Consider the following 23,962-nt stretch of genomic DNA (forward strand, 5'->3'; position numbering starts at 1 on the left):
GATGATCTGACATTAGGTCGAACAAAAAACCCGCTCGGGGCGGGTTTTTTAAGAAAAGTTATTTTTTCTTATTCGGGCTTTTATTCTTATCATTTTTATCTTTATCTTTTTGATCACCAGTTAATTGATTCATAGTCGTTCTCCGAGGTTAAAGAAACATTATGCAATCATAAGAAATAATGTGTCTGTGTAGTGGCGCACATAGGAATCATCAGGAAATTGTTAATGATTCAATCATCTAACTTGCCGTCGTCAGTCACCACTTTGATTTCATAATCATCGCGCTTGAATTCATTCACGAATCCTTCCTCGATCGCTAATCCCCAAGCTTCGTCACAGTACTTATCATTAGAAAGCCCTTCTGATTCATAAGTAGGGTATTCAAATACCACTTTGCTCGTAGATTTTTCGATAATTTGTACATTCTTAATGACCATCAAAACTCCACCATAATTTTTAGGGGTTAAAAAGTCGCCGCAGATTTGTTCGGCCTTGGTTTATTTTTGAGGAGAATCCTTTTCTGGGTAAGTGTCTGGAGGAATTTTCTCTGGTGTAAGTGGTTGCGGTGGAATTTGCGGTGATGGGTCATACTCAGGAGGGATTATTTCAGGTGGTCTAGGCTGGGGAGGTATTATTTCTGGAGGTATTGGAAGAGGAGGGACGGTGGATTGAGTTTTAGTAAATTCATACATGATAATTCTCCAATCTTAAAGAATTATTATGTATCCTCTAGGAAGACCGTGTCTGTGTGATTGCTAACAAATCGGTTAATGCGATGCATGGGTGGGTGAGATTAAACAACAAAAAACCCCTCGGGACGGATTTGGTGGATGAATTTTTTTGCTAAAGATTATTAACTGAGTGCCGTTTAAGCATATTCCTTATCAGAAGCAAGCGGCCCTGTGGAGCGTTCTACGTTCTGCAGGGTTTTTTTTCATTAACAGAACGGGAGCCTAAGCTCCCGTTCTGAATTGAATCAAAGTTTAATGAGACTGCTGATTATTTTTTGCGGCGTGCCATGAAGCCAAGTAAACCTAGGCCAGCTAAAAGCATAGCGTAGGTTTCTGGTTCCGGAACTGGTGAAACGTACCAAGCAGAGTCCGGTGAAAATTTTGTTGCTTGAACATGCAATGCTAACTGACCATCAATCGGTAAAGGATCAGATCCTAAACCTCCAACATGCCAGGTTACTGACTCATTGGCTGTGAGTCTGTCTGATGCTCCACCGCTACCGAAATCGTACCTGAAATCAAAACTTCCACCAGGGCCGCCACCATTTGCAGGATCGACAACAGTCACGCCACCACCCAGATCGGTTGAGCTAGATGTTGGCTTTGTGCCATCTACCGCCAATGTACCAATAAATGAACCAGTGCCGAAGATTGCATCTAAATCCAAAGTGGTCAGTGTAAATGTCCAGTTTCCTCCGCCATCATCAGTAGCACTGAGGTCGGCAAAGTGAACACTTGCCGGTCCGCCGCCAGATAATAATTGGCCAAACGAATAGGTATTTGCTTGAACAGCACTTCCGAAAATGAGTGCCCCCGTTGCGATCATTGATATCGCTAGTTTTTTTAGAATCATTTTTTGCTCCTTTTATTTTTACATACTAGTACTAACAGTTTTTCCTGCTCCAAAATTCCAGTAATGAAATTATGAATATAGGAAATTCTATTATATAGTTTAGAAGACCCTTATAGATATAAGGGTTATGCTTATTTTTAAGGAAGATGCTACTCATGGACATTTGAACGAGCGTGCGGTAGCGAACAGAACAAGACTTGGGATTAATATATAGTTAAACCGTCTATTGAAATCTACCTCTCTAATTAGTTTTGATAGACAAACTGGTTATACTTTGTACGGAGGAATAATCGGTTTGAATCCAGTGCGCTCGCCCGGGCGCACTGGATTTTTTTGTTACTTTCCGCACAGACATGCTGCATTGATTGTTGCACCATATAAAAAGATTCTGGGAATCTGATATGCGTTCCAGAATCTCCCAGTTATCCTTACTCCTATCTGTGGTAACTGGGTCATTACCTATTTAAATACTAGACCAAGCGCAATTTACCTTTATGTGTGCGATAACGAACAGAAATAAAAATCCCCGAAGCGCATCATAACAACAGGTCAGATTTATTCTCACCGGTAATTTGACCTCCCGGCCTTCTTTCCCCCTTGGATATGAAGGCTGGGTTTTCAAAACACTTCTCTCTTCTCCATCTTATAAGACGCGTTTTGGTTCTATCCTTTCACTCAAAACGCGCCTCTTTTTTTCTACCTGTTGCGACCCATACAGGGCTTGGTTTTAGTCATATTCTCGTTTCTTCTTGCGATCACAAAAACTTCATTATCAAGTTGATACACTGTTATTGGTTCGATTTTTACTTGCTGTTTAATCGATCCCCCGGTTATCAATCCCCTCTAAGTTTTAATAACCGGGTTAATGACAGGGTTTACCCTTTTAAAGCGCGTTTCCTTTCCCATTGGGAAACGCGCTTCTTTATTTCTCCGCTTTCCTGCAACTATGCTTAACCCCTTACGTGCTTGCCCTTGCTGTTTAAAACGAGATACTCATGCATAATAAAACTGCCTATTAATAGACTCCCTATTGATTAGGCAAATGGTTTTACTACTTGACCATAGTACTAAGACCGCGTGAAACGAGATTATCCAGTGCGTTTTCACAGGGCGCACTGGATTTTTTTATGCGTTAACCCGGCTGCTTTTCGTCTGGTTTTTCAAACTAAAACCAATCAACCCCAGCCCGGCTGGCAGCTGGGCGTAAGTGGGTGTGATTTGCGGTGCGTTATTTCTTGTCGTTAGCTAATTTATCTACACTAGCTGATAATTTATCAAGGGATGATTTGATGGAGGTTATATCAGATTTAATTTCTCGGACTTCTTGCGTGAGCGAGCCAACGTCGGTTTGGATTTTTTCAGCTTTATAATCCAGGGTAATTATTTTTAATTCGGTTGAATGCAAATCTTTGGAGACACCATAAAATGCCCCAGCAATCGCCAAAAGCAATGTAATACTAACAATAAGTATTGATCTAATATTGGTTTTAATATCACCAATATTGGATTCGATGGTTCTAGATTTTTCTTCTAGAACAGATACTCTGCTTTCCATTCCGTCACCGTCGTCATTCCCGCCATTGTTTTTAAAAGTATACACCGGTTCGGCCGATCTGATAGGCACAACTTTTTTACTATTGGTGGTAGAGTCGTGATATGAATTCATTTTAATCAGCTATTAGACTGGGATTCTGGCTAATAATTCTTTTAATTTTATAAGCGATTCTTTAGTTATTGTTATCCTGGCCTTGTCCTCGATAAATTTCTCTATATCAACATGCTCAACTTTCAAATCTACTGGAGTACCATGATTTGTAAAATTTACATCGGCGGGCAGCCGTTCATATTCTGTTGTTACTGTAACCACTTCAGATGAAAACGTTAGAAAATACAATTCCGCGTCAGTCGATATAGTGACACTCACGCTGGACGCAAAATCGCTAATGAAATTTTTTGATTGCCTGTGACTGACAGGTATTAGCTTGGATTCTTTCTTAGGTTCTTTCTCAGATTCTTCGCTCATATTTCTACCCTTCTAAACCGTTGCTATTTCCCACGTAGACTAAACCCCAACAACCCCAGCCCGGCCAGCAGCATGGCGTAGGTTGATGGCTCTGGTACCGCAACTAGGGGAACATCGCCGTGGTGGACTGGCCAAACGCTGAAACCGGTGATTCCTGGATCCGAGAAAGGGTATGTGTCGAGCATTCCGGGCGAGAATGCGGTTCTGTTGATTATGCCAATTACGTCCGAGACCCAGTACCAATTAACCCAGCCCGGCTTATCCAGTGGCGGCAGTGGGATTGATCCGGGGCCGCCCCATCCGATGATAATGGAGTGGTTGGCGGCGAAATCCATTAGCTCTCTCACTTTTGGTATTTCCCACCCGCCGGTCCCGCCGAGCGAAAATGTCGTCATGAAGGACTCGTACTCAAAGTAATTCAATCCTAGCGTAAGATTCTGTTCCGGTGCCGCCCAGGTCAGGCCGGTGTCTGTGTCGTAGTAGGCCATCCCGCTGAGGCGCGGTTCCAGGGTTGCATTGGCGGTTGCGGCTGCTGTTAATAGGGTTGCTGTGAGTGCTGACAGGATTATTTTATTTTTCATTGTTAATCTCCTTTTTTAGTTATTTTTACTCAAACGGTTTTAGATCGAGTACGGCGCCATAATGCGCTTGCTTTCCATCGACTATATGCCCACCGGTAATGAGTGCGCCGCATGTTGTGGTTTGCCCGGTTAGTTTCTTTGCACCAAGTCTCCGACGGAATCTTCTGGCGTCTTCCCGGCTCAGGTGACCGACGTGCAGGCCGTTGATTTCGACGCGTACTGCTTTATCGTCGTATTCGTTAAAATCGTCCGGGATCAAGTGGGCGGTTAATGGTTTTGCTGCTTCGTTTCCAACGGTACTGTCAGCGTGTTCGTTTGCTAATTTTGCCAATGCCGGTTGGTAATAGGATTCCCCAACAACTTCAAACTCAAACTCGTTCAGTGCTGGCCATGCAAATAATGTCTCTGGGTTCTCTTGTTTGCGTTGTCGTTTTTGGGGTGCCCGGGTAATCTTGCTTCGGCTGGTTGTTTTGCGGTTTGAGAGTTTTAAAAGGACATAACAGATTGCAATAGTGATCAAGATTATTGTTATGTCCATATTAATTATCCATTCTTACACTTGCATGGTTCAGTTTCACACCGGTCTTTCATGTTAAAAACGTTATTCTGATTTTTCCCCGTTTGCTTCTTTGCTTTTGCCTCTTTCGGTGAGTTCGTATTCTTGTTTTGGATGGTTGATAACAAAAAGTACATCCGTGCTTTGGGGTATGTTTTTCTTTTTCACCATCAGGGCCTCCTTGATTAATCTAACAAGGTCGAATGTCAGATCCTTATCGCTGAGGCTGTCAATAATTTGTACCAGCATCCTTTTTATTTCACTTCTTGGTTTTTCCTGCGGTGCAAGGTCTCCGTTTTCTAGTGTCTTGCGTTTTTTCCCTATCCCGGTTGCCAGCCAATGCGGATCGACATTCAAGTAAGTTGATGCCGGAATCAGGTTCTCGGCTTGCATACTCTTTGTTTTACCAGTTACCCAGTCGCTTACCGATGGCGGGGATATTCCGCAGGCCTTTGCCAGCCCGATTTGAGTCTTATCTGGCTGTTCTTCTAAGCATTCTTTAACTCTATCTGCGAGTGTACTCATAGTTAGGTAATCCTAACAGCAAAATAATAAGGTATGCCTATTGACAATTAAATAAGGCATGCCTAATATTGGAGGTAAATAACTAAACAAAATTATGAAGACTGCAATTAATGACGGCCTGATAACGGCGGAAGAAATAATCGAGTCCCTTGGCGGGACAAGTATTGTCGCTGAGATTCTAGGCATTAAACCTCCTTCGGTGAGTGAATGGAAAACCAAAAACGAGATACCAGACGATAAATTGATAAGGCTGGCTGTTTCACTTGAGATAAAAACTTCTTCAAGAATCAATCGCAGAATGCTTTTCCCGGTTGATTGGAGAGAGATATGGCCAGAACTTTCCGAGGTTGATGGTGTTTGTGCATGCTCATGCCAGTCCTAATTTAGTTTTTATCAGTTACCAGAGCCGCGCCCGTTCGGTAGCGTTTAAGCGGGATATGCCGGTGAACCGGTGCTGTAAGTGATGAGGCCATGACTGTCCGGCTGCCCGCTGATTCCTATCAGCACTACCCGTTAGCGGGTAGCCGGTTTTTTTGGATGGGATTTGGATTTATTGGGAGAAGGCTACATCCGAATGACCGGCATAGTCTATGACCATAACAAGCGCAGTAACACCAAACAAACAATAGAGGTGGAGCGATGGATAATTTGAATGAAAGAAATGGGGTGATTAGCTTTGCTCTCGAAAAACCTGAAGAGTCAAAGCTAATCGCAACATTTAACGAATTACTTGCCGATCTTGCTAATGCTTCTCCCGAAATCCAAAGCAATGCTATCCGCTTGCTTAAGGATCTCTCTAAATTGGCCACCATCGATAGCGTCACCACACCCGGGGCAGCTATTACCATCTTGTTTAAACCATCGGACTTCTTGCTTGATGTTTGTATTGCAGTTCGTACAGGTAAGTTCGATAACTTGATCGTCGGGAATGAGCATAGTTTCTCCTCTGTTGATAGTGGGTTGCGGGAACTTCCTAGTTTATCAACATTGGAGAAACTTCCAATGAATGCGGAAAAAATGGCGGAATGATTTTTCATGTTTTTTCTTTTTGGTTATCGATTTTAGGTTGTGATGGTCCCTTCTTAATTGGGCATGGGTTGGTGGAGCTCCCCATGCGGCGGTTTCGGAGGGGCCGGCATGAGGGGACCCGCTGCGTTTTCCTTCCTTTGGCGCAGCGGGATTTTCCGAAGTGTGCAGGTTAATGATGCAGCATCTGAGATTTTTATAAAACGGCGTTTTAACGGGGGAAACCGGCATGGCTCTAAAAGACATTATTTATGCGGAAGTGCACGGCTACAAGGGCGGATGCGATGCGGTGGCGCTACGGATGCGCAGCATGGGTTTCCCGAAAATGACCGGGGACACGTTGCAGAAAAAGGTCAGCACCACGTGCGACACGCATCATTTGCGCGCGGATGAGGTTGAGATTCTGCAAGAGATTCTGGATACGGACCGGTTCGCGATTGAGCTGGCCAAGCAGCGTTTCATGGTGTGTATCCCGCTGGTGCGGTTTGCCGGTGTCTCGGATCAAGAATTGCTGGACCTGGTTTTTAAATCGGAAGAACAGCGCGGCCAATGGGCAGCAGCTTGCCGGGATGCGCTGAAAGATGGGCGCATCGATCTGTTGGAACTGGAAGTGATTAGAGCACAATATTTTGAATACCTGGCCGCCGATGCCGAACTGATCGCGCGGCTGGAATCGATGGTTAACCCTGCTGAATTAGAACGGAGGAAGTAATGGGAATCGAGAAAAAAGAGATCGCGCATACAACGGATCAAGAACTGAAATTTATCGATAAATTGGGATTTTTTTCAGAATGCGAGTTGACCCGTAAACAGTTGTTAATTAATTACATCGCTGCGGCTGAAAAGCGCACCGATTGGGGCGGTATTGTGCGCGATATGGTTGTCGGGTACGCGCATGGATGTTTGGCTAAGTTGGTGTGATCTGGGTTTTGTGATTATGGAATTATTTTTTTACATAGTGGCTTTTTTATGTGGCGTATGTATTTCAAATCTCTTTTTGTCAAAGAGCAGCGATTCTGCATATCGGCGTGATATTAAAGAACTTATTGAATTTAAGGAAATAACTATTAGTTCTGGCGATGTTTTGGTTCTGAGGTTTGATCGAGAGGTTGATCGAGAAATAACTAAATGTTTGCAGGATAATTTTTCCTGCTTATTGGACACTGGAATTAAGGTTCTGATCTTGAGACATGATATGAGTATTCACTCAGTGCTGCGGCGAGGTTCACAATTTAATGAAAGCAATATAGAGACCGGCAACAGCAATAAGGAATCCCAAGAACCATCTCCAGTCTCTGCGAAGAAAATCAATGACGATGCGAGCAAGTGAGGCTGTCCAATGACGCTCATGGTGACCACCCAGGAAAACGAGATAGGAGTCTGGATCGTTTTCATGCGGAATATATTTACCTTCGTACCATGCTTTGATTCGGTCAATAAGATTCATATGGGCTCCAATGCTTTGAGCAAAGCCTACAACAATTCGATTTTGTTGACAAACTCATCCGCACAGGATTATTCTGCGCATGTCACGGCAAAATCCGTGATCAGGTTTGGAAGCCTGGATGATCGCGGCGATGAGCCGCAAACTTTGTGTAATGCGGCTTTTTTATTGTCTGGTGTTGCTCTCTATGGGCGGGCTGGACAGGGAGCCGCAAGGCTCGCCGGTGCGATCCCGGTCTTCCAACCTGTTCAGTTCCGTCCACCACGTTTGGAAGCGTGGAAGGCGGTTCGTTCAACGAATTGGAGATCGCGCATCATGAGTAAAAATCCTCTAGGCGTTCAAGCGCCCGTAGTATTCAGTTTTAATTCCCTTTCCATTCGCGCTGTCACTGATGAACATGGTAATCCGTGGTTCGTTGCCAGTGATGCTTGCAACATACTTGGCTACAGAAACAGCAGTAAGGCAATTGAAGATCATTGCCGTGAAGCTGGTGTAACGAAACGTTACATCAGGTCAGGTGGGCAGAATCGTAAAGTAACCTTCATCAACGAAGGTAATCTTTATCGCCTGATCATCAAATCCAAGAAACCGGAAGCGGAAAAATTTGAGCGGCTGGTGATGGAAGAAATCCTCCCGGCCATTCGCAAAACCGGCAGTTATTCCGGCGGCAAAAAACAAATAACGGAAAAACCGGCCAATCAGCCTAAACGCTACAACTACCCGCGGGCTCTGCTGGAACAGCCTTACTTCACGACAGAAAAGTATTCCGCTCGCTTGAGCGTCAAGATGCTGAGCAATACGAAGAAATTCATTTCGCCGTTGTTGAGCTTGCTCAATGAAATGCGGGTCGACGGTCACGATGTTTCCGGCCCGCTGGCTGAGGCGCAAGCGTTGCGCGAGGCATTGATAACGGCGGATGAAGCGCTTTCAGAAATATGGGACACCGTACTGAGAGCGCAAAACATTCCAACTAGCCAAGCGCTGGGGTCGAAATGACTTCGCGCCGTCCTCCGATTGATTTCCACTCAATCGCCAGCGCCGCATTAGGCAGTGCGCGGCACTGGCTGGCGGAGTGGTTGCCGGGTGGTGAGTGGTCGGGCGATGAGTACAAGCCGCGCAATCCTACGCGGGATGACAAGCGGCCTGGGTCGTTCGTTATCAATGCGCGGACTGGCAAGTGGATCGACAATGCCACCAGTGATTCCGGCGGCGATCTGATCAGCCTGTATGCGTACATTAATTTTGTGGATCAGATCGCTGCGGCCAGGGCAGTGGCGGCGATGATTGGGGTTGTAATAGATGAGGGTGGCGATGCGCGGGGTACCGAGACGGCTTCGATTGATGCGAGCGCGGGAGCAAAGACTCAAGCTAAAACGCAACAAAAAACAGGAAAAATCCCGCTTAACGAAATTCAGCGTGAGCATGCCAAAACCCCTTGGGTTCCTATCATGCCGGTACCGGACGATGCGCCGGTTCCACCGGTTGCGCATTATGTGCGTGGGCGGCCTGATGCTGTTTATATTTATCAGTCATCCGATGCCCGCGTTAATGGTTTTGTTTACCGGTTTGTGACGTCCGATGGCGGAAAGGAAACGCTGCCGGTTAGTTTCTGCCGCAACCGCGATGACGGCAAGCAGGAATGGCGGTGGATGGGATTCCCTGAGCCGCGTCCGCTTTATGGGTTGGATATTCTGGCTTTGTATCCCGATCTTCCGGTGTTGTTGGTTGAGGGTGAGAAGTGCGCGGATGCCGGGCATGCGGTGTTGCATGATACCTATGTAACCGTGACCTGGCCTGGTGGGACGAAAGCGGTTAAGAAAGTTGATTGGTCACCACTGGCTGGAAGGAAAATATTCGCCTGGGCTGATTGCGACGCGCAGCGCAGGAAATTGACTGGGCATGAGAAGTCGACCGGTGTTGATCCTGATTCCGTGCCGTTGCTGCCGGAATCCGATCAGCCGGGTATGCGTGCAATGCGAGAGATCCACAAGATTCTGCTGGAAATTAATCCGGATGTTGATTTTCGTTTTGTTGATATCCCAAAGCCTGGTGACAAGCCGGGTGGTTGGGATATTGCGGATGCTATTCAAGATGGGATGGATTGGGGTGATTTGGTTGCGTTCATTTCAAAAGTACGGCAACCAGCCACGAAACAACTACAAAAAGGCACCGTGAATCGTTCCGATAACGGGCTTTTGTTGAATAGAGACAGAGAGATACGCGCTTGTTTAGCTAATATTTACGACATTCTGCGCACGGATTCGCGGTGGAGTGGCGTGCTGGCGTTTAATGAGTTCGCCTACACCATCGAGAAATTAAAGCCGCCGCCATTTGACTACGGCGCTGTTGGTGAGTGGGAGGCGAACGACGATGTGCAGGCTTCGATGTGGCTTACCCGTGAGTATGGTTTCGCTCCAACGCCTGCGCAGGTTGGGGAGGCCGTCGAAGCGCTGGCGCGGGCGAATGGTTTCCATCCGGTGCGCAATTACCTGAATTCTTTGAAGTGGGACGGTGTTCCGCGACTGGATGAGTGGCTATTCGATTACATCGGCGCGGCCAAGAGTCCCTACACGATGCGTGTTGCCCGTTGGTTTTTGATGGGGATGGTCGCGCGGGTGATGGAGCCGGGGGTTAAGTTTGATTGCTGCTTGGTGCTTGAGGGTACGCAAGGGCGGCGCAAGTCGGCGATGTTGCGCGTTTTGGCCGGGGAGTGGTTCGGCGATACCGATCTGGATTTGAACAATAAAGATTCTATGGGTTCGATTCGCGGCAAGTGGTTGTATGAGTTTGCGGAGTTGGATTCTATTGCCCGGGCTGAGGCTACGCGGCAGAAGTCGTTTTTATCCCGGCAGGTGGATGAGTACCGCCCGCCGTATGGTCGCAGGGACATTCGCAGCCCGCGCCAGCTTGTGTTTGGGGGAAGTACAAACGTCAACTGGGGTTGGAATAAGGATGAGACCGGCGGACGTCGATTCTGGCCGATTGAGTGCTCTTACGATATCGACTGCGATGGATTGGCTGCGGTGCGTGACCAATTGTTTGCTGAGGCTTATGAGTTGTACAAGCAGGGCAAGCGGTTCTGGCCTACGTCTGAGGAACAGAAAGCAATATTCGATCCTGTGCAGATGATGCGCCACCAGGTTGACAGTTATGTTGAGCTGTTGGCTGATTTTGTGGCTCAGAGGGTTACTGAGTTTCGCATGATCGATGCTGTGGATTGTTTGAAGATCGATCCGGCGCGGTTGACGCGGGATATTCAAACGCGCGTTGGCAAGGCGTTGATCATGCTGGGTTGTAAACGTGTTGAGAAGAGGGCGAATGCCGTCAGGTTTTGGTATCAGCCGCCGGTTACTCCGGGCGGAACTGGGGACAAGAATGATGGAACGGGTGTTGATGGAGGGTTTGCCGATGGCATTCCTTTCTAAAAACTTCCATACCTCGCTTGAGGTATGGAACAAGTATGGAACCTGGAAAGGCGCATGGAAGCTTGTTCTTCCATACCTTCCATACCTTCCATACCTGGCACCTCCCGCGTGTATACGTGCGGGTGCGCGTGCGTGTGCGCGCGCGTGTATGCGTATGTGTGTTTTTAGTATGGAAGGTATGGATGTATGGAAGAGGTGCATGAATAAATGATCTCCAACTTCCACACCTGTTCCATACCTGTCTATAGGTATGGAAGATGAGTGAAAAGATTGATCCGGTTCCGCAGGATGGTCCTGTTAGCAGAGACCAAGTGCGCGCTTTGTTTCCAGAGGTTACGGCTGTGGCTGACAAGATACGGGCTGAGTTCGGTAATGGTGTGAAGCTGGTTTACGCGGAAGAGCATGGCCGGTGCATCGGCAAGCGGTCTGTTGTTGATCCTGATGGTTTGGTTAAGTTGAGCGAGATGGTTCTGGATTCGCGCCCGTATGCGGAGATTGTGGCTGAGCGTGAGAAGGGGATGAAACGTGCGAAGTAATGCTTTGCCTCATTTTATGTACCGAGACCCGGCTGATGTGCTTGAGCATGCGGAGTTTAATCAGTTGGGGTGCCGGGCGTGTGTGTCGCATCGGGTGGTGTTTGATCGGGTGTTGTGCGGCGATGTGCGTAACGAGACGCAGCAGGCTGGCGTTCCGCGCATCGGTCATCGGTGTAAGTGGTTTGTCGAAAAATAGGAGTGTGCGCGATGGGTATTTATGATTTGGATGCTGGTTCGGTTGATTCGCGGTTACGCCGTTGGGGTGCTTGGAAGATGCAAAGCGGGGTTGCGTTGGGATTCCCGTCGCAGTCTGCTTTTATGCGGCTGGTTCCAGCTGGTGATAATCATGATCGGTTCGGTGAGATCGATCATGAGTGCATCGAGACTAACGATGCTGTGGAGTTGTTGCCGTTGATTCCGCAGGTTGTCATCCGGGTTGAGTATGTGCTGGCTTACAGTTCGGTGGCTGTTAAAGCGCATCAGTGCGGGGTTTGCAAGCGTTCTTACCATAACTATCTGGCCGATGCGAAGAAAATGTTTGCGAACATTTTGAATAAAAACTTGCGTGTCGTGCACGATTATAGTATAAATCCGCTAAATTGTTCGTCAGTGCGCCCGCAAACGGTGTAGTACGATTTTAAGACACAACCAAGCCAGCCTAGAGCTGGCTTTTTTTATGCCTAAACCCCGCAGATATGATGATAGACAATCATCTGCGGCGCGCGGTTATGGATACAAGTGGCAGAAAGCCAGAAAAGAATTTTTAAAGGATAATCCGCTTTGCATTGATCATAAAGAGCGCGGCTATATTGTTGATGCGACTGTTGTCGATCACATCAAGCCGCATCGCGGTGATCAAGAATTGTTTTGGGATCGATCGAACTGGCAAGCGCTTTGCGAAGTTTGCCATGACAGCCACAAACAACGGCTGGAAAAATCAGGAATAGATGCCGGTTGCTCGGTTGATGGAATCCCGATTGATTCAAACCATCACTGGAACAACTGACCGGGGGCGGTGAAAATCTTCCCAGCCCTAAAAACTATAGACCGCTCCTTGCCTTCGTTTGCAGAAACCGCAAAATTTATAGGGGGGGTATTAATCATAGCCTCTCACTGAAATGACAAAAGCCACAGTTACAAAAATAAATGAAGGAAGGCGCGGTAAGCGTGGGCTCAATAAGCAAGAGCCAGATCCGGAATATTTATCGGATCTGACGCCGCCATCATTTCTATCTGAAGCGGGAAAAGAAGTGTGGAATGAAATTGCACCTGAGCTTCGCAAAGCAAAGCTGCTCGCAAAGATAGACATACCAATGCTATCGATGGGATGCGAGGCGCTTGCCAGATACAGAAAGCTGACAAAAGAATCCATTGAAGATCAATGCGGCATAGGATCTGAAGAAGACAAAAAAGACGCATGGATAAAAACCACAATCCAATCCATGAGCTTTAAACAAGCAATGCAGGTCATGCAACAATTTGGCATGTCGCCAATGGCGCGGACAAAAATAGCAATACAGCCGCAAGGCGACTTATTCGGTAATGAACCGCCAGGTAAAGGCTACTTCACGCGACCCAGTAACTAGATACGCACGCAACGTTCTCTCAGGAAAAATCATCGCAGGCCCGCACGTCAGGGCCGCATGCCAAAGACACATCGATGACCTAAAAGGAGCCCCGCTAAGGGGCTTTTTTTTCGACCTGGAAAAAGTTGAGCGCGTTATCGGATTCTACCGGGACGTACTCAAGCTCAATGGCGGAGAATATGAAAACAAACCGTTCGAGCTCCTCGAATGGGAAAAATTCGTAGTAGGAAGCATCTTCGGCTGGGTAGATGAAAACGGCATGCGGCGGTTCCGCATCCTCTACACAGAAACAGCGAAGGGTAGCGGAAAATCACCGCTGCAAGCCGGGATAGGACTTTACTGTCTGGTTGCCGATGGTGAAAGCCGCGCGGAAATATACGCCGCCGCAACGAAAAAAGATCAGGCAATGATCCTGTTCCGCGATGCGGTAGCGATGGTCAATCAATCGCCAGACCTATCCGCGGTCATTAAAAAAAGCGGCGTCGGTGAACAAACCTGGAACCTATCGTACACCCTTGGTGACGGCAGTTTCTTCCGTCCGATATCATCGGACGATGGCCAATCAGGACCGCGCCCGCACGCCGGACTGATCGACGAAGTGCACGAACACAAAACAGCGCTAGTCATCGACATGATGAAAGCCGGGTTCAAGTTCCGCAAGCAGCCGATCCTGTCGATGATTACCAACAGCGGCAGCGACAAGAAAACACCCTGCGGCGTGTTGCACGATTACGGCGTGAAAGTAGCATCGCAACAAATCGTTGACGACGAATTCTTCGCGTACATCTGCGCGCTGGATGAAACAGACGATCCGTTCAACGACGAAAAATGCTGGCCCAAGGCAAACCCAAGCCTGATACACGGACTGCCCGGCAAAAAATACCTGCGCAGCCAGGTCAAAGACGCCAAAGGCATGCCCAGCAAAGAGGCCATCGTGCGGCGGCTGAATTTCTGCCAATGGACAGAAGCCTCAAATCCCTGGATATCCAGAGACGTCTGGCAAACTGCGCGCAGAGTTTACGACTGGCGCGACCTGCAAGGCCGCCGCGCATACGGCGGACTTGACCTATCGTCTACACAGGATTTAACAGGCCTGGTGTTATGGATAGAACCGGAACAGCAGGGCGATCCATGGCACCTCGTGCCGTTCGCATGGCTTCCAGAAAAAGGACTGTGGAGCAGGGAAGACAAAGACCGCGCGCCGTACACAACCTGGAAAATGGCCGGTTTCCTGGAAACCACTCCGGGGAATGCAATCAGCAAGCTGCATGTTTTAAAACGCCTGCACGAATTGCAAGACTTTTTCGACATTCAATGCATAGCTTTTGACCGATGGCGGATAGAAGACCTCATTCAGATGGCAGCCGATTACGACATACCGCTGCCAGAAATGGTGCCGTTCGGCCAAGGTTACAAAGACATGAGCCCGGCCTGCGAGGCATTTGAAACTGTGTTGCTGAACGGAGAAGCAGTCCACAACGGACATCCAATCCTGACCATGTGCGCAGCGAATGCAGTCATCGAACAAGACCCGGCGGGCAACGTGAAACTATCGAAAGTGAAAGCCACAGGCCGCATCGATCTGATGGTTGCGGCGGTTATGGGTGCGGGCGTTGCGTTGCAACACAAAGAAAAACCGGAAGAGACAATCTACAACCAGCGCGGAATTTTATTCGTATGACCCCGAACGAAAATATAATTTATATCGTGTACCTGTTGATTTCGCTATTGATTGCGAACATTGCAACGTACATAAAAAATCCATCGTTCACGATCTCTCTGGATTCGCGCGATTGCATGTTTTTCCTAGGGATCATATTGGTCGGCGCCGGTGCGTGGATGATCTATCAACCGGCTGGATTGATCTCATCCGGGTTGCTGCTTTTCTGGACAGCCAGGCCGCGCTAATGGGATTCATCTCAAACCTTGAAGCAGAAACGCGCTCAGCAATAGGGCCAAGCGCGCATCCGCGCGATCCTGTTCTGGCGGAATGGTTCGGCGCAGGTGGCTACGCAAACTCGGGCGTATCGGTCACGCCAGATTCAGCGATGCGTGTCACAGCCGTTTTCCGCGCGGTGGCGTTGCTATCAGGAACGTATGCCAGCCTGCCGGTCACGGTGGATAAATTCATGCTGGATGGCGGCCTGGAAACAGACAAAAATCATCCGCTGTACGACATCATCGTTTACCAGCCTAACAAATGGCAGACATCGTTCCAATGGCGCGAAATGATGGCGGCGCATTTTGCCCTGCGCGGCTGCTGCTACTCTGAAATAATCAGCTCAGGAAAGCGCGGTATCGATCAACTGATTCCGCTTCATCCGGATAGAGTGCGCCCATTCCATGCCCCGGATGGCAAGATTGCATTTGGTTATACGCCGCCGAACGGACCGCAGCGTGTCATTCTGCAAGACGATATGCACTGGATGCATTTCATGGCATCCGATGGAATAAAACCGATTTCCCCGATTAGCTATTGCCGGGAAGCAGTCGGCCTATCTTTGGCAACGGAAGAACATGCGGCGCGGCTGTTCAGCAACGGCGCAAAGCCCGGTGGCATTCTGAAAATGCCGGGGCATTTCAAAGACGATATTGCGCTGCAAAGATTTAAAAAGGAATGGCAGGCGGCTCATGGCGGTGTCAGTAACACCGGAAAAACGGCAGTACTTGAGGACGGCTTGGAGTGGCAACAAATCGGCATGACATCAGAAGACGCGCAGTTCCTTGAAACGCGCAACCTGCAAGTTGCGGAAATTGCCCGAATATTCGGAGTCCCGCCGCATAAACTGTTCGACCTGCAACGATCCACGAACAACAACATCGAGCATCAAGGAATCGAATTTGTAACCGACACCATCCGCCCTGGCTGCGTGCGATGGGAACAAGACATGCAGCGTGACCTATTCAATGGCAAACGCACGCACTGCGTGCAATTTGACCTTGACGGACTCATGCGCGGAGACTCCGCAGCGCGTGCGGCGTTTAACTCATCGGCGCTGCAAAACGGCTGGAAATCGCGCAATGAAGTGCGCCGGGACGAAGGATACAACCGCAGCAATACCGAAGGCATGGACGATTACACAGTGCAGTCGAATATGATATCCATCGTCAATATGGGCAAAGTAATGCCTAAGCAACCGAAAGAGCCATCGTTACCAGGGAACAGCAATGAATAATGATATCGAGCGTAGAAATTATCAGCTGAACGAACTTCGGCTTGATGGTCAAGAAGGCGCGCAGCCCAAGATCATCGGCCATGCCGCCGTGTTCGATCAGCTATCCGAAAATCTCGGGGGTTTCCGTGAGCGCATCGCGCGCGGTGCGTTCGCAAAAACATTGCTGACCGCCGATGTTCGTGCGCTTTTTAATCACAATATTAATTTCGTGCTGGGTCGCAGCAAATCCGGAACGCTGCGCATGACAGAAGACTCAACCGGACTGGCAATCGAAATAGACCCGCCGGATACAACATTCTCTCGCGATCTCCAAATCTCGATGAAACGCGCTGACATCGATCAAATGTCATTCGGGTTCCGCACAATCAAAGACTCATGGGATGAGGTTGGCGGTGAGTGGATTCGGACACTGTTGGAAGTGGAACTGCTCGATGTGTCCCCGGTAACATTTCCGGCCTATCCGCAAACAGACGTTGCCGTCAGATCGATGCAGCAATTGATCACGGCGAAACACAAAGACGATTACCGCATCGGCCTGATGAAAAGGCGAATGCAAGTTATCTAAAGAACACGGTATTAAAAAATCACAACCCGCCTCGAGCGGGTTTTTTATTTTCAGGCAATCCGCGAGAACAGGGCAGCGGATGCCACTGCATTAACTGCCCTGGAATTTTTGGAGACAATAATGTCACAGAAAATCAGAGAACTGATCGAAGAAAGAAACCGTGTCACAAACGCAGCTCGCGAGATTTTGGATAAGGCAGAAAGCGAAAAGCGTGAACTGACCGTCGAAGAATCCGGCAAATGGGATGAACTGATCGGCAGATCGAGCAAAGTGAAAGAAGCAATCGACAGAGAAGCGCGGCAACAAGAAGCCGAACGCGCTCTTGCAACCGCAGAATTACGCGAAACCGCAAGCGGAAAAGAAACGGCCTCAGCATCCAATGATCCGCGCGCAACCGAAGAGTATCGAAGCGCATTTATGAGTTTCCTAACATTTGGCCGAGATGGGCTGAGCGGCGATGAGAAACGCGCATTGCAGGCAGATCAGCAAACCACTGGCGGTTTTCTGGCAATGCCAATGCAAATGGCGAATGCACTTATCAAAGCGATAGACAATGTCGTGATGATCCGCAATAAAGCCACCAAGATCCCTGTTCCACAAGCTCACAGTCTTGGTGTTCCATCATTGGATTCAGATCCTGATGACGCTGATTGGACGGCAGAATTGGGAACCGGCAATGAAGATAACGGCATGGGTTTTGGGCGCCGGGAATTGCGTCCGCGTCCTCTGGCAAAGCGAATCAAAGTCAGTAATAAATTACTAGCGCTTGTTCCAGGGTCGGAGTCTCTAGTAATCGACCGGCTGGCCTACAAGTTCGGAATCGCAGAAGAAAAAGGATTTTTGCTTGGCAATGGCGTCAATCAGCCGCTTGGTTTGTTTGTTGCCAGCGCATCGGGTATTTCAACCGGACGTGACGTTTCTACCGGGAACGATCCAACGAGTCCAACTTTCGACGGTCTGCAGAACGCAAAGTACTCTGTAAAACAACAATACATGCGCACCGGTGAATGGCTATTCCACCGCGATGCAGTTAAGAAGCTTGCTCTACTGAGAGATGGCGAAGGTCAGTATCTATGGCAGCCATCAAAGAGAGAAGGAGAGCCAGATATTCTGTTAGGCCGCCCAGTAAACATGAGTGAATACGTTCCGAACACTTTCACGTCTGGTTTATATGTTGGTCTGTTTGGGGATTTGAGTTACTACTGGATTGCAGACGCGATGAATATCGAAGTGCAGCGGCTTGTTGAGTTGTACGCGGCAACGAACCAGATCGGCTTGATTGGCCGCGCTGAAGTGGATGGTATGCCAGTACTGGAAGAAGCCTTTGCCCGCATAAAACTCGGTTAATCCACAAACGCTGAAACACAGCGATCCGAAAACTACGAATAATCTGTGAGGAAACCATGCAAAATTTATTAAAAGAATGCAAAGTATCGCGCGTCGCAAACTCAGCAGCAGCCGCGCAGACGGAAGTTTTAAGCTCGGTGCTGGATATGTCCGGATATGACGGCGTGATATTTATCGCCCTGTTAGGAGATGTTACTGTCAACAGCGTGTTGACACTGACGGCAAAGGGCAACACAGCCAACAGCACATCATCCCCGACGCCGGTCACGCAAAAAGCAACCGACGCCTACACCGCAGCCGCATCCGACGCGGATAACAAACTGCTGATTGTGGACGTTCCAAAACCGCAACTACGCTATATTTTTGCATCCCTAACACGTACCGCCGCGAACGCGGTTGTTGACGGCATTATCGCGATCCAATATCAAACGCGCAGCAAGCCGGTATCGTTGGATGCAACCGTACTGGCAGCCGCTCTTGGTCTCGGTGCTGCATCCTGATAATCGATACGGGTGAGCAATCACCCGCTGAATATCCAACAACTGATTAATCGGGAGCGAAAATGGCAGATTCACAGTACACAACAGATGTCTACAACAAACAGGGCGGACGTGAACTGGTTGTTAAATCAACCGGCATGATCCGCAACCAAGGCTACGACATCAAGAAGCAATCCGCACCAACGGCAAAAACAACAGCGGTTACGCTTACCATTGCCGAACTATTGACCACCATCATCACCGGCACGCACGCCGCCGGTGCAACGCAGGCCTACACGCTGCCGGATGGTTCGCTGATTGACGCCGCTTTCCTGGCGGCCGGTTTATCGTTGGAGGCGGATGATAGTTTTGACTGGTCGCTGATTAACTTGTCCGCTGCGGCATTGGATACCATTACCGTCACGGCCGGTACCGGTCACACCATAGTCGGCAATCCAATCGTGCAATCCGCGCATTCTTCCACCGGTGGCGTTTACGGTAACTCATCGCGCTGGCGTACCCGTAAAACGGCGGCGGATACTTACGTTAGCTACCGGATTGCCTAGCCATGAAAATCAAAATGATTACCACCATGGCAGGGCCAGCGCGATCTGTGCAGTCTGGTCAAGTAATCGATCTGCCTGGATCCGAAGCGGTTGACTTGATCAGCGGCGGTTACGCCGTACCGTTTAAATCTGAAACGATTGAAACGGCAACGGTGCAGCCACCAGAAACATCCGCAGTCATCACGCCGCAGCCGGAAAAGAAATCCGCAAAACCTAAAAAGCCTTAACCAATGCCATCGCTCGTAGTCTACACACCGCCAGCCACAGAGCCGGTAACCGTTGCGGAAGTCATGCAACGCTGCCGGATCGACACGGTAAACCAGGAACCGGCGCCGGGCGCGCCATCGGTTGCGCTCGGTTCCGGTTCCGGTAATGTCGACAACGGCGCGCACCGGTACCGCGTGACGTTTGTCACAGCGGACGGTGAAACGCAGGGCGGTGACATCTCCGCAGCGGTGACCGTATCGGACAAATCGGTCAACGGGAAAATTGAACTGAGCGGAATACCATTGGGCGGCTCACTCGTAACAGCCCGGAAAATCTACCGTACTACCGCGAACGGATCAGCCTATTTATTGCTGGCAACGATTGCAAACAACACGGCAACCACGTACACCGACAACATCGCGGATATAAACCTGGGCGCATCCGTTCCCAGCACGAACGCAACCGGTGATCCGGAATTGCGCCTGCTGATTTCAGCAGTCCGGCAAAAAGCGGAATCAATCCTCAAGCGCTACCTGATCACGCAAACGGTTGACATGTACCTGGATTGTTTTGAAAGCTGGGAAATCCGCATGCCGCCGTTGCAGTCGGTCACATCGATTGTGTACACCGATGGCAACGGCATCGAACAAACGTTGTCTGCATCGGATTATCAAGTCGATTCAGTTGGAGCCCCGGCACGGATCACCCCGGCTTACAACAAGACATGGCCAGAAACGCGCGAACAAATGAATGCCGTCCGCATCCGCTTTGTTGCAGGGTACGGAACCGCTGCCGATGTTCCGGAATGCGTCAGGGACTGGATGCTGAAGCGCATCAAGCATGCGTACGACAATCGTGACCCTGTCAACGTTGGCAACATCGTGACCGAGTTTCCGCATTCTTATGTAGACGGAATGCTCGAACCGGAACGCGTTTACGGAGTATGAGATGACAACCAAATGGACAATCCCAGCCGATCTATGGTTCGGTGAAACCGTTGCCATCCTTGGCGCCGGGCCTGACATGACGGAAGAGCTCGCAGCCAAAGCCAAAGGGTTCAAGACTATCGCCTGCAACCGCGCAATTAAATTCGCGCCATGGGCTGATATGTTCGTTGCGCTCGATCCGCATCATCCGTTTTGGGAAGAAGCGGACAATCTTGGATTTAAAGGCATGCGCATCATCGGTGTCGAGCATGACGGATTTGATGCGCTGTACCCCGGCATGCTGTACGAAACCGTGCGCATGTCGCAATTCGAGACGATCCACATCCGGAACAACGCGCTGGCAGCCATCCGCATTGCATACATGGCCGGAGCAAAGAAAATCATCCTGCTCGGGTTCGATCCGGAAAGATACGAAGAAATCCACGCGCAAACCGGATTCCGCGGACTGAAAGAAGGACTGGAACAAATCACTGCAGAACTGCGCGCGAATGGCGTGGAAGTTGAGCGCATCGATAGCGAGATCAAGAAACCAGGATCAAAACCGCCGCGCCGATCTGAGATTGATCCGAAAACATTTCCGCAGACTGAGAAAGCACCCGAATGATCGTCAAACTAGACCGTCGCTGCCGCATTGAAAAGCCGGTGAATTCCATCGACCCGGTATACGGATCGGCGGAAAAGACCTGGCAGCTTCTCGCGGTGGTTTGGTGCAATGTTCAAGACGTGTTGCCCAGCCGTTCCGAGGCGGTAAAGAATGGCCTTGCTGTTGGAACAAAACAAAGCCGGATCAGATTTCGCTACCGTGACGATATCGATTCATCCATGCGCATCATGCTGAATAACGTGGCGCATCAAATCGTCGGCGGCCCGGCTGAACTAGGACAGCATGAATACATGGAATGTGTCATTGAGGTTTATACGTCATGACTGAAATTTATGTAAAAGGGTTGGATGAGCTGCAAAAATTTATGGATCAACTGCCTGCGAAGATGGAAGCGAACATCATGCGCGGCGCTCTACGTGCTGGCATGAGTGTTGTTAAAGATAAAGCCAAAATGAGCATTGAAAATCAGTCTGGCGAGTTGGCATCAGGATTGAGAGTTTATACAAGAATTCGAGAAGGCATTATTAGGGCTTCACTTGTTACGGGTGGTTATCATGGTTATGTTGCGATGTGGGTTGAGTTCGGTACTCGCCCGCATTTGATAAAGGTTCAAGAAGAAGAGAAGAAAATAAATTATAGATTATCTGCAAAGCGTGGAGAGTTAGTCCGCGAATCCATGACGACTGTCAATCGCAGGGTTCTGATGATAGGAGGCAATTTTGTAGGACCTGTAATAAAGCACCCTGGCGCCAAACCGAAACCTTTTTTAAGGCCAGCGTTGGATACTGAAGGAACCAGAGCGATTGTGGCCGCCGGTAACTATATAAAAATGCGCCTTGAGAAAAAGCATGGCCTGGACACTTCAGGTATTGTTATCGAGGCTGAAGAATGAGCGGTGTAGCCATCATCCGCAGCATACTGGTCAATGACGCCACGCTCACGACAGCAATACCGGCTGATCGCATTATGGCTGGCGTTGTGCCGATCGGCGCAGAACTTCCAGCGATATCGATCACGCAAGTGAGCGGAGTCAACTCGTTCAGGCCGGTTGGCGCGCCGGGATCATTAACCCGCGAGCGCGTGCAGGTGACCATTGAAGCGAATAAATACCCGCAGGTTAAATCGGTCATGAAATTGGTTAAGGGTGCATTCAGCACTTATGCGCGCGGTACATATGCCGGTTTCAAATGTGATTCAGTGATTCCTGATAATGAAGGTCCGGATTTGCGGGATCCGGAAACGGAGATTTGCTCGCAATCGCATGATTTCATCGTGAACTGGATTTCGTAACAGATTAGATTTTTAGTTGTAGGCCCCGGCCATTGTCGCAAGACATCGCCGGGTTTTTTATTTTTTGACGCCGCGAGGCGATTGAGGGGTACAAACAAATGCCAGGACGTACATCAGTAATATCGATCAGCGGCGCAACGCTATCACTCAGCGCAGGATTGCCTGCCACATACGACGCCGCGGGATATGGCGCCACAACCATCACGTGGACAGCGGTGGGCGAAATAGAAACCTATGGCAATCACGGCGTAAAAGCGAATATCGGTACGCACACGCCAGTCGACACGGCTGTTGTGGCAAAGGTTAAGGGCTCTAAAGATTACGGCAGCATGCAGCTTGTAATTGGTTCTATTCCTAGCAACACGGGGCAGGCGCTGTTGAATACTGCGTCCGAATCGAATAATCACTACAGCATAAAAATGGCCTATCCGGATGGTGAGATCCACTACATGGATGCCCTGGTTTCGTCATTTGAATATCAAGACGGGTCGGTGAACGACTTGAGCAAAGTAGCAGTGAGTCTCGAAATCTGCAAGAAACCGGTGATCGTTCCAGCATCTTAATAGTTTGGCGTGCTAACCCACGCAACCCGGCACCGGCCGGCCTGTGTCTTCCTATCCGTGGGAAGCGCAGGCTGGCACGGGCATCTTTAAATCTCACGGAGAGGAAATAACATGGATATCAGAAAATTTGCCGTTTCGCCAACCTCAGAACTGCACCTGCGCGATGCGAACGATGAACTTATGTACGCGGATGAAGAAAAAACCAAGCCGATCACCGTGAATCTGTACGGCCCCGGCTCAAAAGAATACGCCCGGGCTCAGGCAGCGCAGAGCAACCGCATGGTTGACAAGCTGAAACGCAAAGGCAAAACCGAACAATCAGCCGAACAGCGCGCCGCTGAGTCGGCCCAGTTCCTCAGTGACTGCACCGAAAGCTGGGACAACTTGGAATACGGTGAACTGACCGGTAGAGAACTGTCAATTGCCGTGTATTCCGATATCACCATCGGTTTCATCGCCGATCAGGTGGTAAAGCACATCAGCGACTGGGTTAATTTTACCAAGCCCTCTACGACGAACTAGAACTATTCGTCAAACATTTGGCATGGCTCAACGCCGTGCCGGATGAAGAGGGCGGAAAGAACAAACTATCGCGGCGCGAAGAGTTTGAGAAAAACAAACTGGATGTCGAAATGCCGGAATGCGATGCGCAGTACGTCATCAATCACCTGTTCGATATCGGCATCACGCTAGGTGATCAAGCAACAACACACGGCGAAATCGACAGCTACCAGCGCAACACCGGGATCGAGCTAAACACCTGGGAAATACTCACCATCAAGCGTTTGTCCGAAACCTATTTGAGCGAATCGTACAAAGCGCGCGAACCTAATGCTGCAACACCGTGGATTGAAGCACCGTACTACATGACCGGCGCATATAGAAACGCAATGCGCTCCAAAGCATCGATCAGGAAACTGGCGGAAATATAA

The 23,962-nt window shown here is 49.2% G+C and carries 34 protein-coding genes; 27 read left to right on the forward strand and 7 right to left on the reverse strand.

Features of this window, described 5'->3' with window-relative positions:
- Positions 1–230 precede the first annotated feature (230 nt).
- From ABD07_RS00250 to ABD07_RS00285, 7 genes are all read right to left on the reverse strand, one after another.
- Positions 231–437, reverse strand: coding sequence for a hypothetical protein (locus ABD07_RS00250; RefSeq protein WP_160816615.1), 207 nt, complete (start codon positions 435–437; stop codon positions 231–233).
- Positions 438–999: 562 nt separating this feature from the next.
- Positions 1,000–1,584: an FxDxF family PEP-CTERM protein gene (locus ABD07_RS00255; protein ID WP_160816616.1), complete on the reverse strand. Its 585-nt coding sequence runs from the start codon at positions 1,582–1,584 to the stop codon at positions 1,000–1,002.
- A gap of 1,228 nt (positions 1,585–2,812) precedes the next feature.
- A complete protein-coding gene (locus ABD07_RS00265) occupies positions 2,813–3,250 on the reverse strand; it encodes a hypothetical protein (RefSeq protein ID WP_160816618.1) in 438 nt (145 codons plus the stop codon).
- A 12-nt stretch (positions 3,251–3,262) separates the two neighbouring features.
- On the reverse strand, positions 3,263–3,607 hold the full coding sequence (locus ABD07_RS00270) for a hypothetical protein (protein WP_160816619.1): 345 nt from the start codon (positions 3,605–3,607) through the stop codon (positions 3,263–3,265).
- Between the two features lie 23 nt (positions 3,608–3,630).
- Entirely contained in the window at positions 3,631–4,188 is a 558-nt protein-coding gene (locus ABD07_RS14855) for a PEP-CTERM sorting domain-containing protein (RefSeq protein ID WP_240142348.1), read from the reverse strand.
- A gap of 25 nt (positions 4,189–4,213) precedes the next feature.
- Positions 4,214–4,726, reverse strand: a complete 513-nt coding sequence (locus ABD07_RS00280) for a hypothetical protein (protein WP_160816620.1) — start codon at positions 4,724–4,726, stop codon at positions 4,214–4,216.
- Positions 4,727–4,789: 63 nt separating this feature from the next.
- On the reverse strand, positions 4,790–5,269 hold the full coding sequence (locus ABD07_RS00285) for a helix-turn-helix domain-containing protein (protein ID WP_160816621.1): 480 nt from the start codon (positions 5,267–5,269) through the stop codon (positions 4,790–4,792).
- Between the two features lie 94 nt (positions 5,270–5,363).
- On the opposite strand from ABD07_RS00285, the gene ABD07_RS00290 reads away from it, so the two are divergent.
- From ABD07_RS00290 to ABD07_RS00420, 27 genes are all read left to right on the forward strand, one after another.
- Positions 5,364–5,651, forward strand: coding sequence for a Cro/CI family transcriptional regulator (locus ABD07_RS00290; protein WP_164502707.1), 288 nt, complete (start codon positions 5,364–5,366; stop codon positions 5,649–5,651).
- A 257-nt stretch (positions 5,652–5,908) separates the two neighbouring features.
- Positions 5,909–6,298, forward strand: a complete 390-nt coding sequence (locus tag ABD07_RS00295; RefSeq protein ID WP_160816622.1) for a hypothetical protein — start codon at positions 5,909–5,911, stop codon at positions 6,296–6,298.
- Positions 6,299–6,524: 226 nt separating this feature from the next.
- The gene (locus ABD07_RS00300) at positions 6,525–7,007 is read left to right on the forward strand and encodes a phage regulatory CII family protein (protein WP_160816623.1); all 483 of its coding nucleotides are present in this window, start codon (positions 6,525–6,527) and stop codon (positions 7,005–7,007) included.
- Positions 7,007–7,216: a hypothetical protein gene (locus tag ABD07_RS00305; RefSeq protein ID WP_160816624.1), complete on the forward strand. Its 210-nt coding sequence runs from the start codon at positions 7,007–7,009 to the stop codon at positions 7,214–7,216. Before ABD07_RS00300 ends, ABD07_RS00305 begins: the two co-directional genes overlap by 1 nt.
- Entirely contained in the window at positions 7,191–7,625 is a 435-nt protein-coding gene (locus ABD07_RS00310) for a hypothetical protein (protein ID WP_160816625.1), read from the forward strand. Before ABD07_RS00305 ends, ABD07_RS00310 begins: the two co-directional genes overlap by 26 nt.
- Positions 7,626–7,688: 63 nt before the next feature.
- Positions 7,689–8,735, forward strand: coding sequence for a BRO-N domain-containing protein (locus tag ABD07_RS00315; RefSeq protein ID WP_205010640.1), 1,047 nt, complete (start codon positions 7,689–7,691; stop codon positions 8,733–8,735).
- Entirely contained in the window at positions 8,732–11,164 is a 2,433-nt protein-coding gene (locus ABD07_RS00320) for a VapE domain-containing protein (protein ID WP_160816626.1), read from the forward strand. The genes ABD07_RS00315 and ABD07_RS00320 overlap by 4 nt, the downstream gene beginning before the upstream one ends.
- Before the next feature lie 257 nt (positions 11,165–11,421).
- Positions 11,422–11,700: a hypothetical protein gene (locus ABD07_RS00325; protein WP_160816627.1), complete on the forward strand. Its 279-nt coding sequence runs from the start codon at positions 11,422–11,424 to the stop codon at positions 11,698–11,700.
- Positions 11,701–11,716: 16 nt separating this feature from the next.
- Complete coding sequence (locus ABD07_RS00330; protein WP_160816628.1) at positions 11,717–11,896, forward strand: hypothetical protein; 180 nt, start codon at positions 11,717–11,719, stop codon at positions 11,894–11,896.
- Positions 11,897–11,907: 11 nt separating this feature from the next.
- Entirely contained in the window at positions 11,908–12,330 is a 423-nt protein-coding gene (locus tag ABD07_RS00335; RefSeq protein WP_160816629.1) for a hypothetical protein, read from the forward strand.
- 46 nt (positions 12,331–12,376) lie between these two features.
- A complete protein-coding gene (locus ABD07_RS00340; protein ID WP_160816630.1) occupies positions 12,377–12,706 on the forward strand; it encodes an HNH endonuclease in 330 nt (109 codons plus the stop codon).
- Positions 12,707–12,818: 112 nt separating this feature from the next.
- A complete protein-coding gene (locus tag ABD07_RS00345; protein ID WP_160816631.1) occupies positions 12,819–13,286 on the forward strand; it encodes a phage terminase small subunit P27 family in 468 nt (155 codons plus the stop codon).
- Entirely contained in the window at positions 13,243–14,967 is a 1,725-nt protein-coding gene (locus ABD07_RS00350; protein ID WP_160816632.1) for a terminase large subunit, read from the forward strand. Before ABD07_RS00345 ends, ABD07_RS00350 begins: the two co-directional genes overlap by 44 nt.
- Positions 14,968–15,121: 154 nt before the next feature.
- Positions 15,122–16,462, forward strand: a complete 1,341-nt coding sequence (locus tag ABD07_RS00355) for a phage portal protein (RefSeq protein ID WP_160816633.1) — start codon at positions 15,122–15,124, stop codon at positions 16,460–16,462.
- Entirely contained in the window at positions 16,455–17,027 is a 573-nt protein-coding gene (locus ABD07_RS00360; protein WP_160816634.1) for an HK97 family phage prohead protease, read from the forward strand. The genes ABD07_RS00355 and ABD07_RS00360 overlap by 8 nt, the downstream gene beginning before the upstream one ends.
- 120 nt (positions 17,028–17,147) lie before the next feature.
- Positions 17,148–18,374: a phage major capsid protein gene (locus ABD07_RS00365; RefSeq protein WP_160816635.1), complete on the forward strand. Its 1,227-nt coding sequence runs from the start codon at positions 17,148–17,150 to the stop codon at positions 18,372–18,374.
- 56 nt (positions 18,375–18,430) lie between these two features.
- Positions 18,431–18,874: a hypothetical protein gene (locus ABD07_RS00370; RefSeq protein WP_160816636.1), complete on the forward strand. Its 444-nt coding sequence runs from the start codon at positions 18,431–18,433 to the stop codon at positions 18,872–18,874.
- A 62-nt stretch (positions 18,875–18,936) separates the two neighbouring features.
- Complete coding sequence (locus ABD07_RS00375; RefSeq protein ID WP_160816637.1) at positions 18,937–19,419, forward strand: hypothetical protein; 483 nt, start codon at positions 18,937–18,939, stop codon at positions 19,417–19,419.
- Positions 19,420–19,421: 2 nt separating this feature from the next.
- Complete coding sequence (locus ABD07_RS00380; protein WP_160816638.1) at positions 19,422–19,646, forward strand: hypothetical protein; 225 nt, start codon at positions 19,422–19,424, stop codon at positions 19,644–19,646.
- 3 nt (positions 19,647–19,649) lie between these two features.
- Entirely contained in the window at positions 19,650–20,573 is a 924-nt protein-coding gene (locus tag ABD07_RS00385; protein ID WP_160816639.1) for a head-tail connector protein, read from the forward strand.
- A 1-nt stretch (position 20,574) separates the two neighbouring features.
- Positions 20,575–21,177, forward strand: a complete 603-nt coding sequence (locus ABD07_RS00390; RefSeq protein ID WP_160816640.1) for a motility associated factor glycosyltransferase family protein — start codon at positions 20,575–20,577, stop codon at positions 21,175–21,177.
- A complete protein-coding gene (locus ABD07_RS00395) occupies positions 21,174–21,500 on the forward strand; it encodes a head-tail adaptor protein (protein ID WP_160816641.1) in 327 nt (108 codons plus the stop codon). Before ABD07_RS00390 ends, ABD07_RS00395 begins: the two co-directional genes overlap by 4 nt.
- On the forward strand, positions 21,497–22,069 hold the full coding sequence (locus ABD07_RS00400; protein WP_160816642.1) for an HK97-gp10 family putative phage morphogenesis protein: 573 nt from the start codon (positions 21,497–21,499) through the stop codon (positions 22,067–22,069). Before ABD07_RS00395 ends, ABD07_RS00400 begins: the two co-directional genes overlap by 4 nt.
- A complete protein-coding gene (locus ABD07_RS00405) occupies positions 22,066–22,467 on the forward strand; it encodes a hypothetical protein (protein WP_160816643.1) in 402 nt (133 codons plus the stop codon). The genes ABD07_RS00400 and ABD07_RS00405 overlap by 4 nt, the downstream gene beginning before the upstream one ends.
- A 98-nt stretch (positions 22,468–22,565) precedes the next feature.
- Positions 22,566–23,030, forward strand: coding sequence for a phage tail protein (locus ABD07_RS00410; RefSeq protein ID WP_160816644.1), 465 nt, complete (start codon positions 22,566–22,568; stop codon positions 23,028–23,030).
- Between the two features lie 111 nt (positions 23,031–23,141).
- Positions 23,142–23,552: a hypothetical protein gene (locus tag ABD07_RS00415; RefSeq protein ID WP_160816645.1), complete on the forward strand. Its 411-nt coding sequence runs from the start codon at positions 23,142–23,144 to the stop codon at positions 23,550–23,552.
- A 17-nt stretch (positions 23,553–23,569) separates the two neighbouring features.
- Complete coding sequence (locus tag ABD07_RS00420; protein ID WP_160816646.1) at positions 23,570–23,962, forward strand: hypothetical protein; 393 nt, start codon at positions 23,570–23,572, stop codon at positions 23,960–23,962.

The organism is Nitrosomonas oligotropha, assembly GCF_009833085.1.
In the GTDB taxonomy this organism is placed as follows: domain Bacteria; phylum Pseudomonadota; class Gammaproteobacteria; order Burkholderiales; family Nitrosomonadaceae; genus Nitrosomonas; species Nitrosomonas oligotropha.

Bases quoted from the DNA above. Each gene is read 5' to 3' on its own strand.
- ABD07_RS00380 (WP_160816638.1), top strand. From the start codon at position 19,422: ATGAAAATCAAAATGATTACCACCATGGCAGGGCCAGCGCGATCTGTG.
- ABD07_RS00385 (WP_160816639.1), top strand. From the start codon at position 19,650: ATGCCATCGCTCGTAGTCTACACACCGCCAGCCACAGAGCCGGTAACC.
- ABD07_RS00365 (WP_160816635.1), top strand. From the start codon at position 17,148: ATGTCACAGAAAATCAGAGAACTGATCGAAGAAAGAAACCGTGTCACA.
- ABD07_RS00310 (WP_160816625.1), top strand. From the start codon at position 7,191: ATGGATGTTTGGCTAAGTTGGTGTGATCTGGGTTTTGTGATTATGGAA.
- ABD07_RS00360 (WP_160816634.1), top strand. From the start codon at position 16,455: ATGAATAATGATATCGAGCGTAGAAATTATCAGCTGAACGAACTTCGG.
- ABD07_RS00390 (WP_160816640.1), top strand. From the start codon at position 20,575: ATGACAACCAAATGGACAATCCCAGCCGATCTATGGTTCGGTGAAACC.
- ABD07_RS00255 (WP_160816616.1), bottom strand. From the start codon at position 1,584: ATGATTCTAAAAAAACTAGCGATATCAATGATCGCAACGGGGGCACTC.
- ABD07_RS00325 (WP_160816627.1), top strand. From the start codon at position 11,422: ATGAGTGAAAAGATTGATCCGGTTCCGCAGGATGGTCCTGTTAGCAGA.
- ABD07_RS00350 (WP_160816632.1), top strand. From the start codon at position 13,243: ATGAACCGCCAGGTAAAGGCTACTTCACGCGACCCAGTAACTAGATAC.
- ABD07_RS00320 (WP_160816626.1), top strand. From the start codon at position 8,732: ATGACTTCGCGCCGTCCTCCGATTGATTTCCACTCAATCGCCAGCGCC.
- ABD07_RS00335 (WP_160816629.1), top strand. From the start codon at position 11,908: ATGGGTATTTATGATTTGGATGCTGGTTCGGTTGATTCGCGGTTACGC.
- ABD07_RS00415 (WP_160816645.1), top strand. From the start codon at position 23,142: ATGGATATCAGAAAATTTGCCGTTTCGCCAACCTCAGAACTGCACCTG.
- ABD07_RS00340 (WP_160816630.1), top strand. From the start codon at position 12,377: ATGCCTAAACCCCGCAGATATGATGATAGACAATCATCTGCGGCGCGC.
- ABD07_RS00265 (WP_160816618.1), bottom strand. From the start codon at position 3,250: ATGAATTCATATCACGACTCTACCACCAATAGTAAAAAAGTTGTGCCT.
- ABD07_RS00400 (WP_160816642.1), top strand. From the start codon at position 21,497: ATGACTGAAATTTATGTAAAAGGGTTGGATGAGCTGCAAAAATTTATG.
- ABD07_RS00410 (WP_160816644.1), top strand. From the start codon at position 22,566: ATGCCAGGACGTACATCAGTAATATCGATCAGCGGCGCAACGCTATCA.
- ABD07_RS00375 (WP_160816637.1), top strand. From the start codon at position 18,937: ATGGCAGATTCACAGTACACAACAGATGTCTACAACAAACAGGGCGGA.
- ABD07_RS14855 (WP_240142348.1), bottom strand. From the start codon at position 4,188: ATGAAAAATAAAATAATCCTGTCAGCACTCACAGCAACCCTATTAACA.
- ABD07_RS00305 (WP_160816624.1), top strand. From the start codon at position 7,007: ATGGGAATCGAGAAAAAAGAGATCGCGCATACAACGGATCAAGAACTG.
- ABD07_RS00280 (WP_160816620.1), bottom strand. From the start codon at position 4,726: ATGGACATAACAATAATCTTGATCACTATTGCAATCTGTTATGTCCTT.
- ABD07_RS00330 (WP_160816628.1), top strand. From the start codon at position 11,717: ATGTACCGAGACCCGGCTGATGTGCTTGAGCATGCGGAGTTTAATCAG.
- ABD07_RS00395 (WP_160816641.1), top strand. From the start codon at position 21,174: ATGATCGTCAAACTAGACCGTCGCTGCCGCATTGAAAAGCCGGTGAAT.
- ABD07_RS00315 (WP_205010640.1), top strand. From the start codon at position 7,689: ATGCGGAATATATTTACCTTCGTACCATGCTTTGATTCGGTCAATAAG.
- ABD07_RS00405 (WP_160816643.1), top strand. From the start codon at position 22,066: ATGAGCGGTGTAGCCATCATCCGCAGCATACTGGTCAATGACGCCACG.
- ABD07_RS00270 (WP_160816619.1), bottom strand. From the start codon at position 3,607: ATGAGCGAAGAATCTGAGAAAGAACCTAAGAAAGAATCCAAGCTAATA.
- ABD07_RS00295 (WP_160816622.1), top strand. From the start codon at position 5,909: ATGGATAATTTGAATGAAAGAAATGGGGTGATTAGCTTTGCTCTCGAA.
- ABD07_RS00285 (WP_160816621.1), bottom strand. From the start codon at position 5,269: ATGAGTACACTCGCAGATAGAGTTAAAGAATGCTTAGAAGAACAGCCA.
- ABD07_RS00370 (WP_160816636.1), top strand. From the start codon at position 18,431: ATGCAAAATTTATTAAAAGAATGCAAAGTATCGCGCGTCGCAAACTCA.
- ABD07_RS00250 (WP_160816615.1), bottom strand. From the start codon at position 437: ATGGTCATTAAGAATGTACAAATTATCGAAAAATCTACGAGCAAAGTG.
- ABD07_RS00300 (WP_160816623.1), top strand. From the start codon at position 6,525: ATGGCTCTAAAAGACATTATTTATGCGGAAGTGCACGGCTACAAGGGC.
- ABD07_RS00345 (WP_160816631.1), top strand. From the start codon at position 12,819: ATGACAAAAGCCACAGTTACAAAAATAAATGAAGGAAGGCGCGGTAAG.
- ABD07_RS00290 (WP_164502707.1), top strand. From the start codon at position 5,364: ATGAAGACTGCAATTAATGACGGCCTGATAACGGCGGAAGAAATAATC.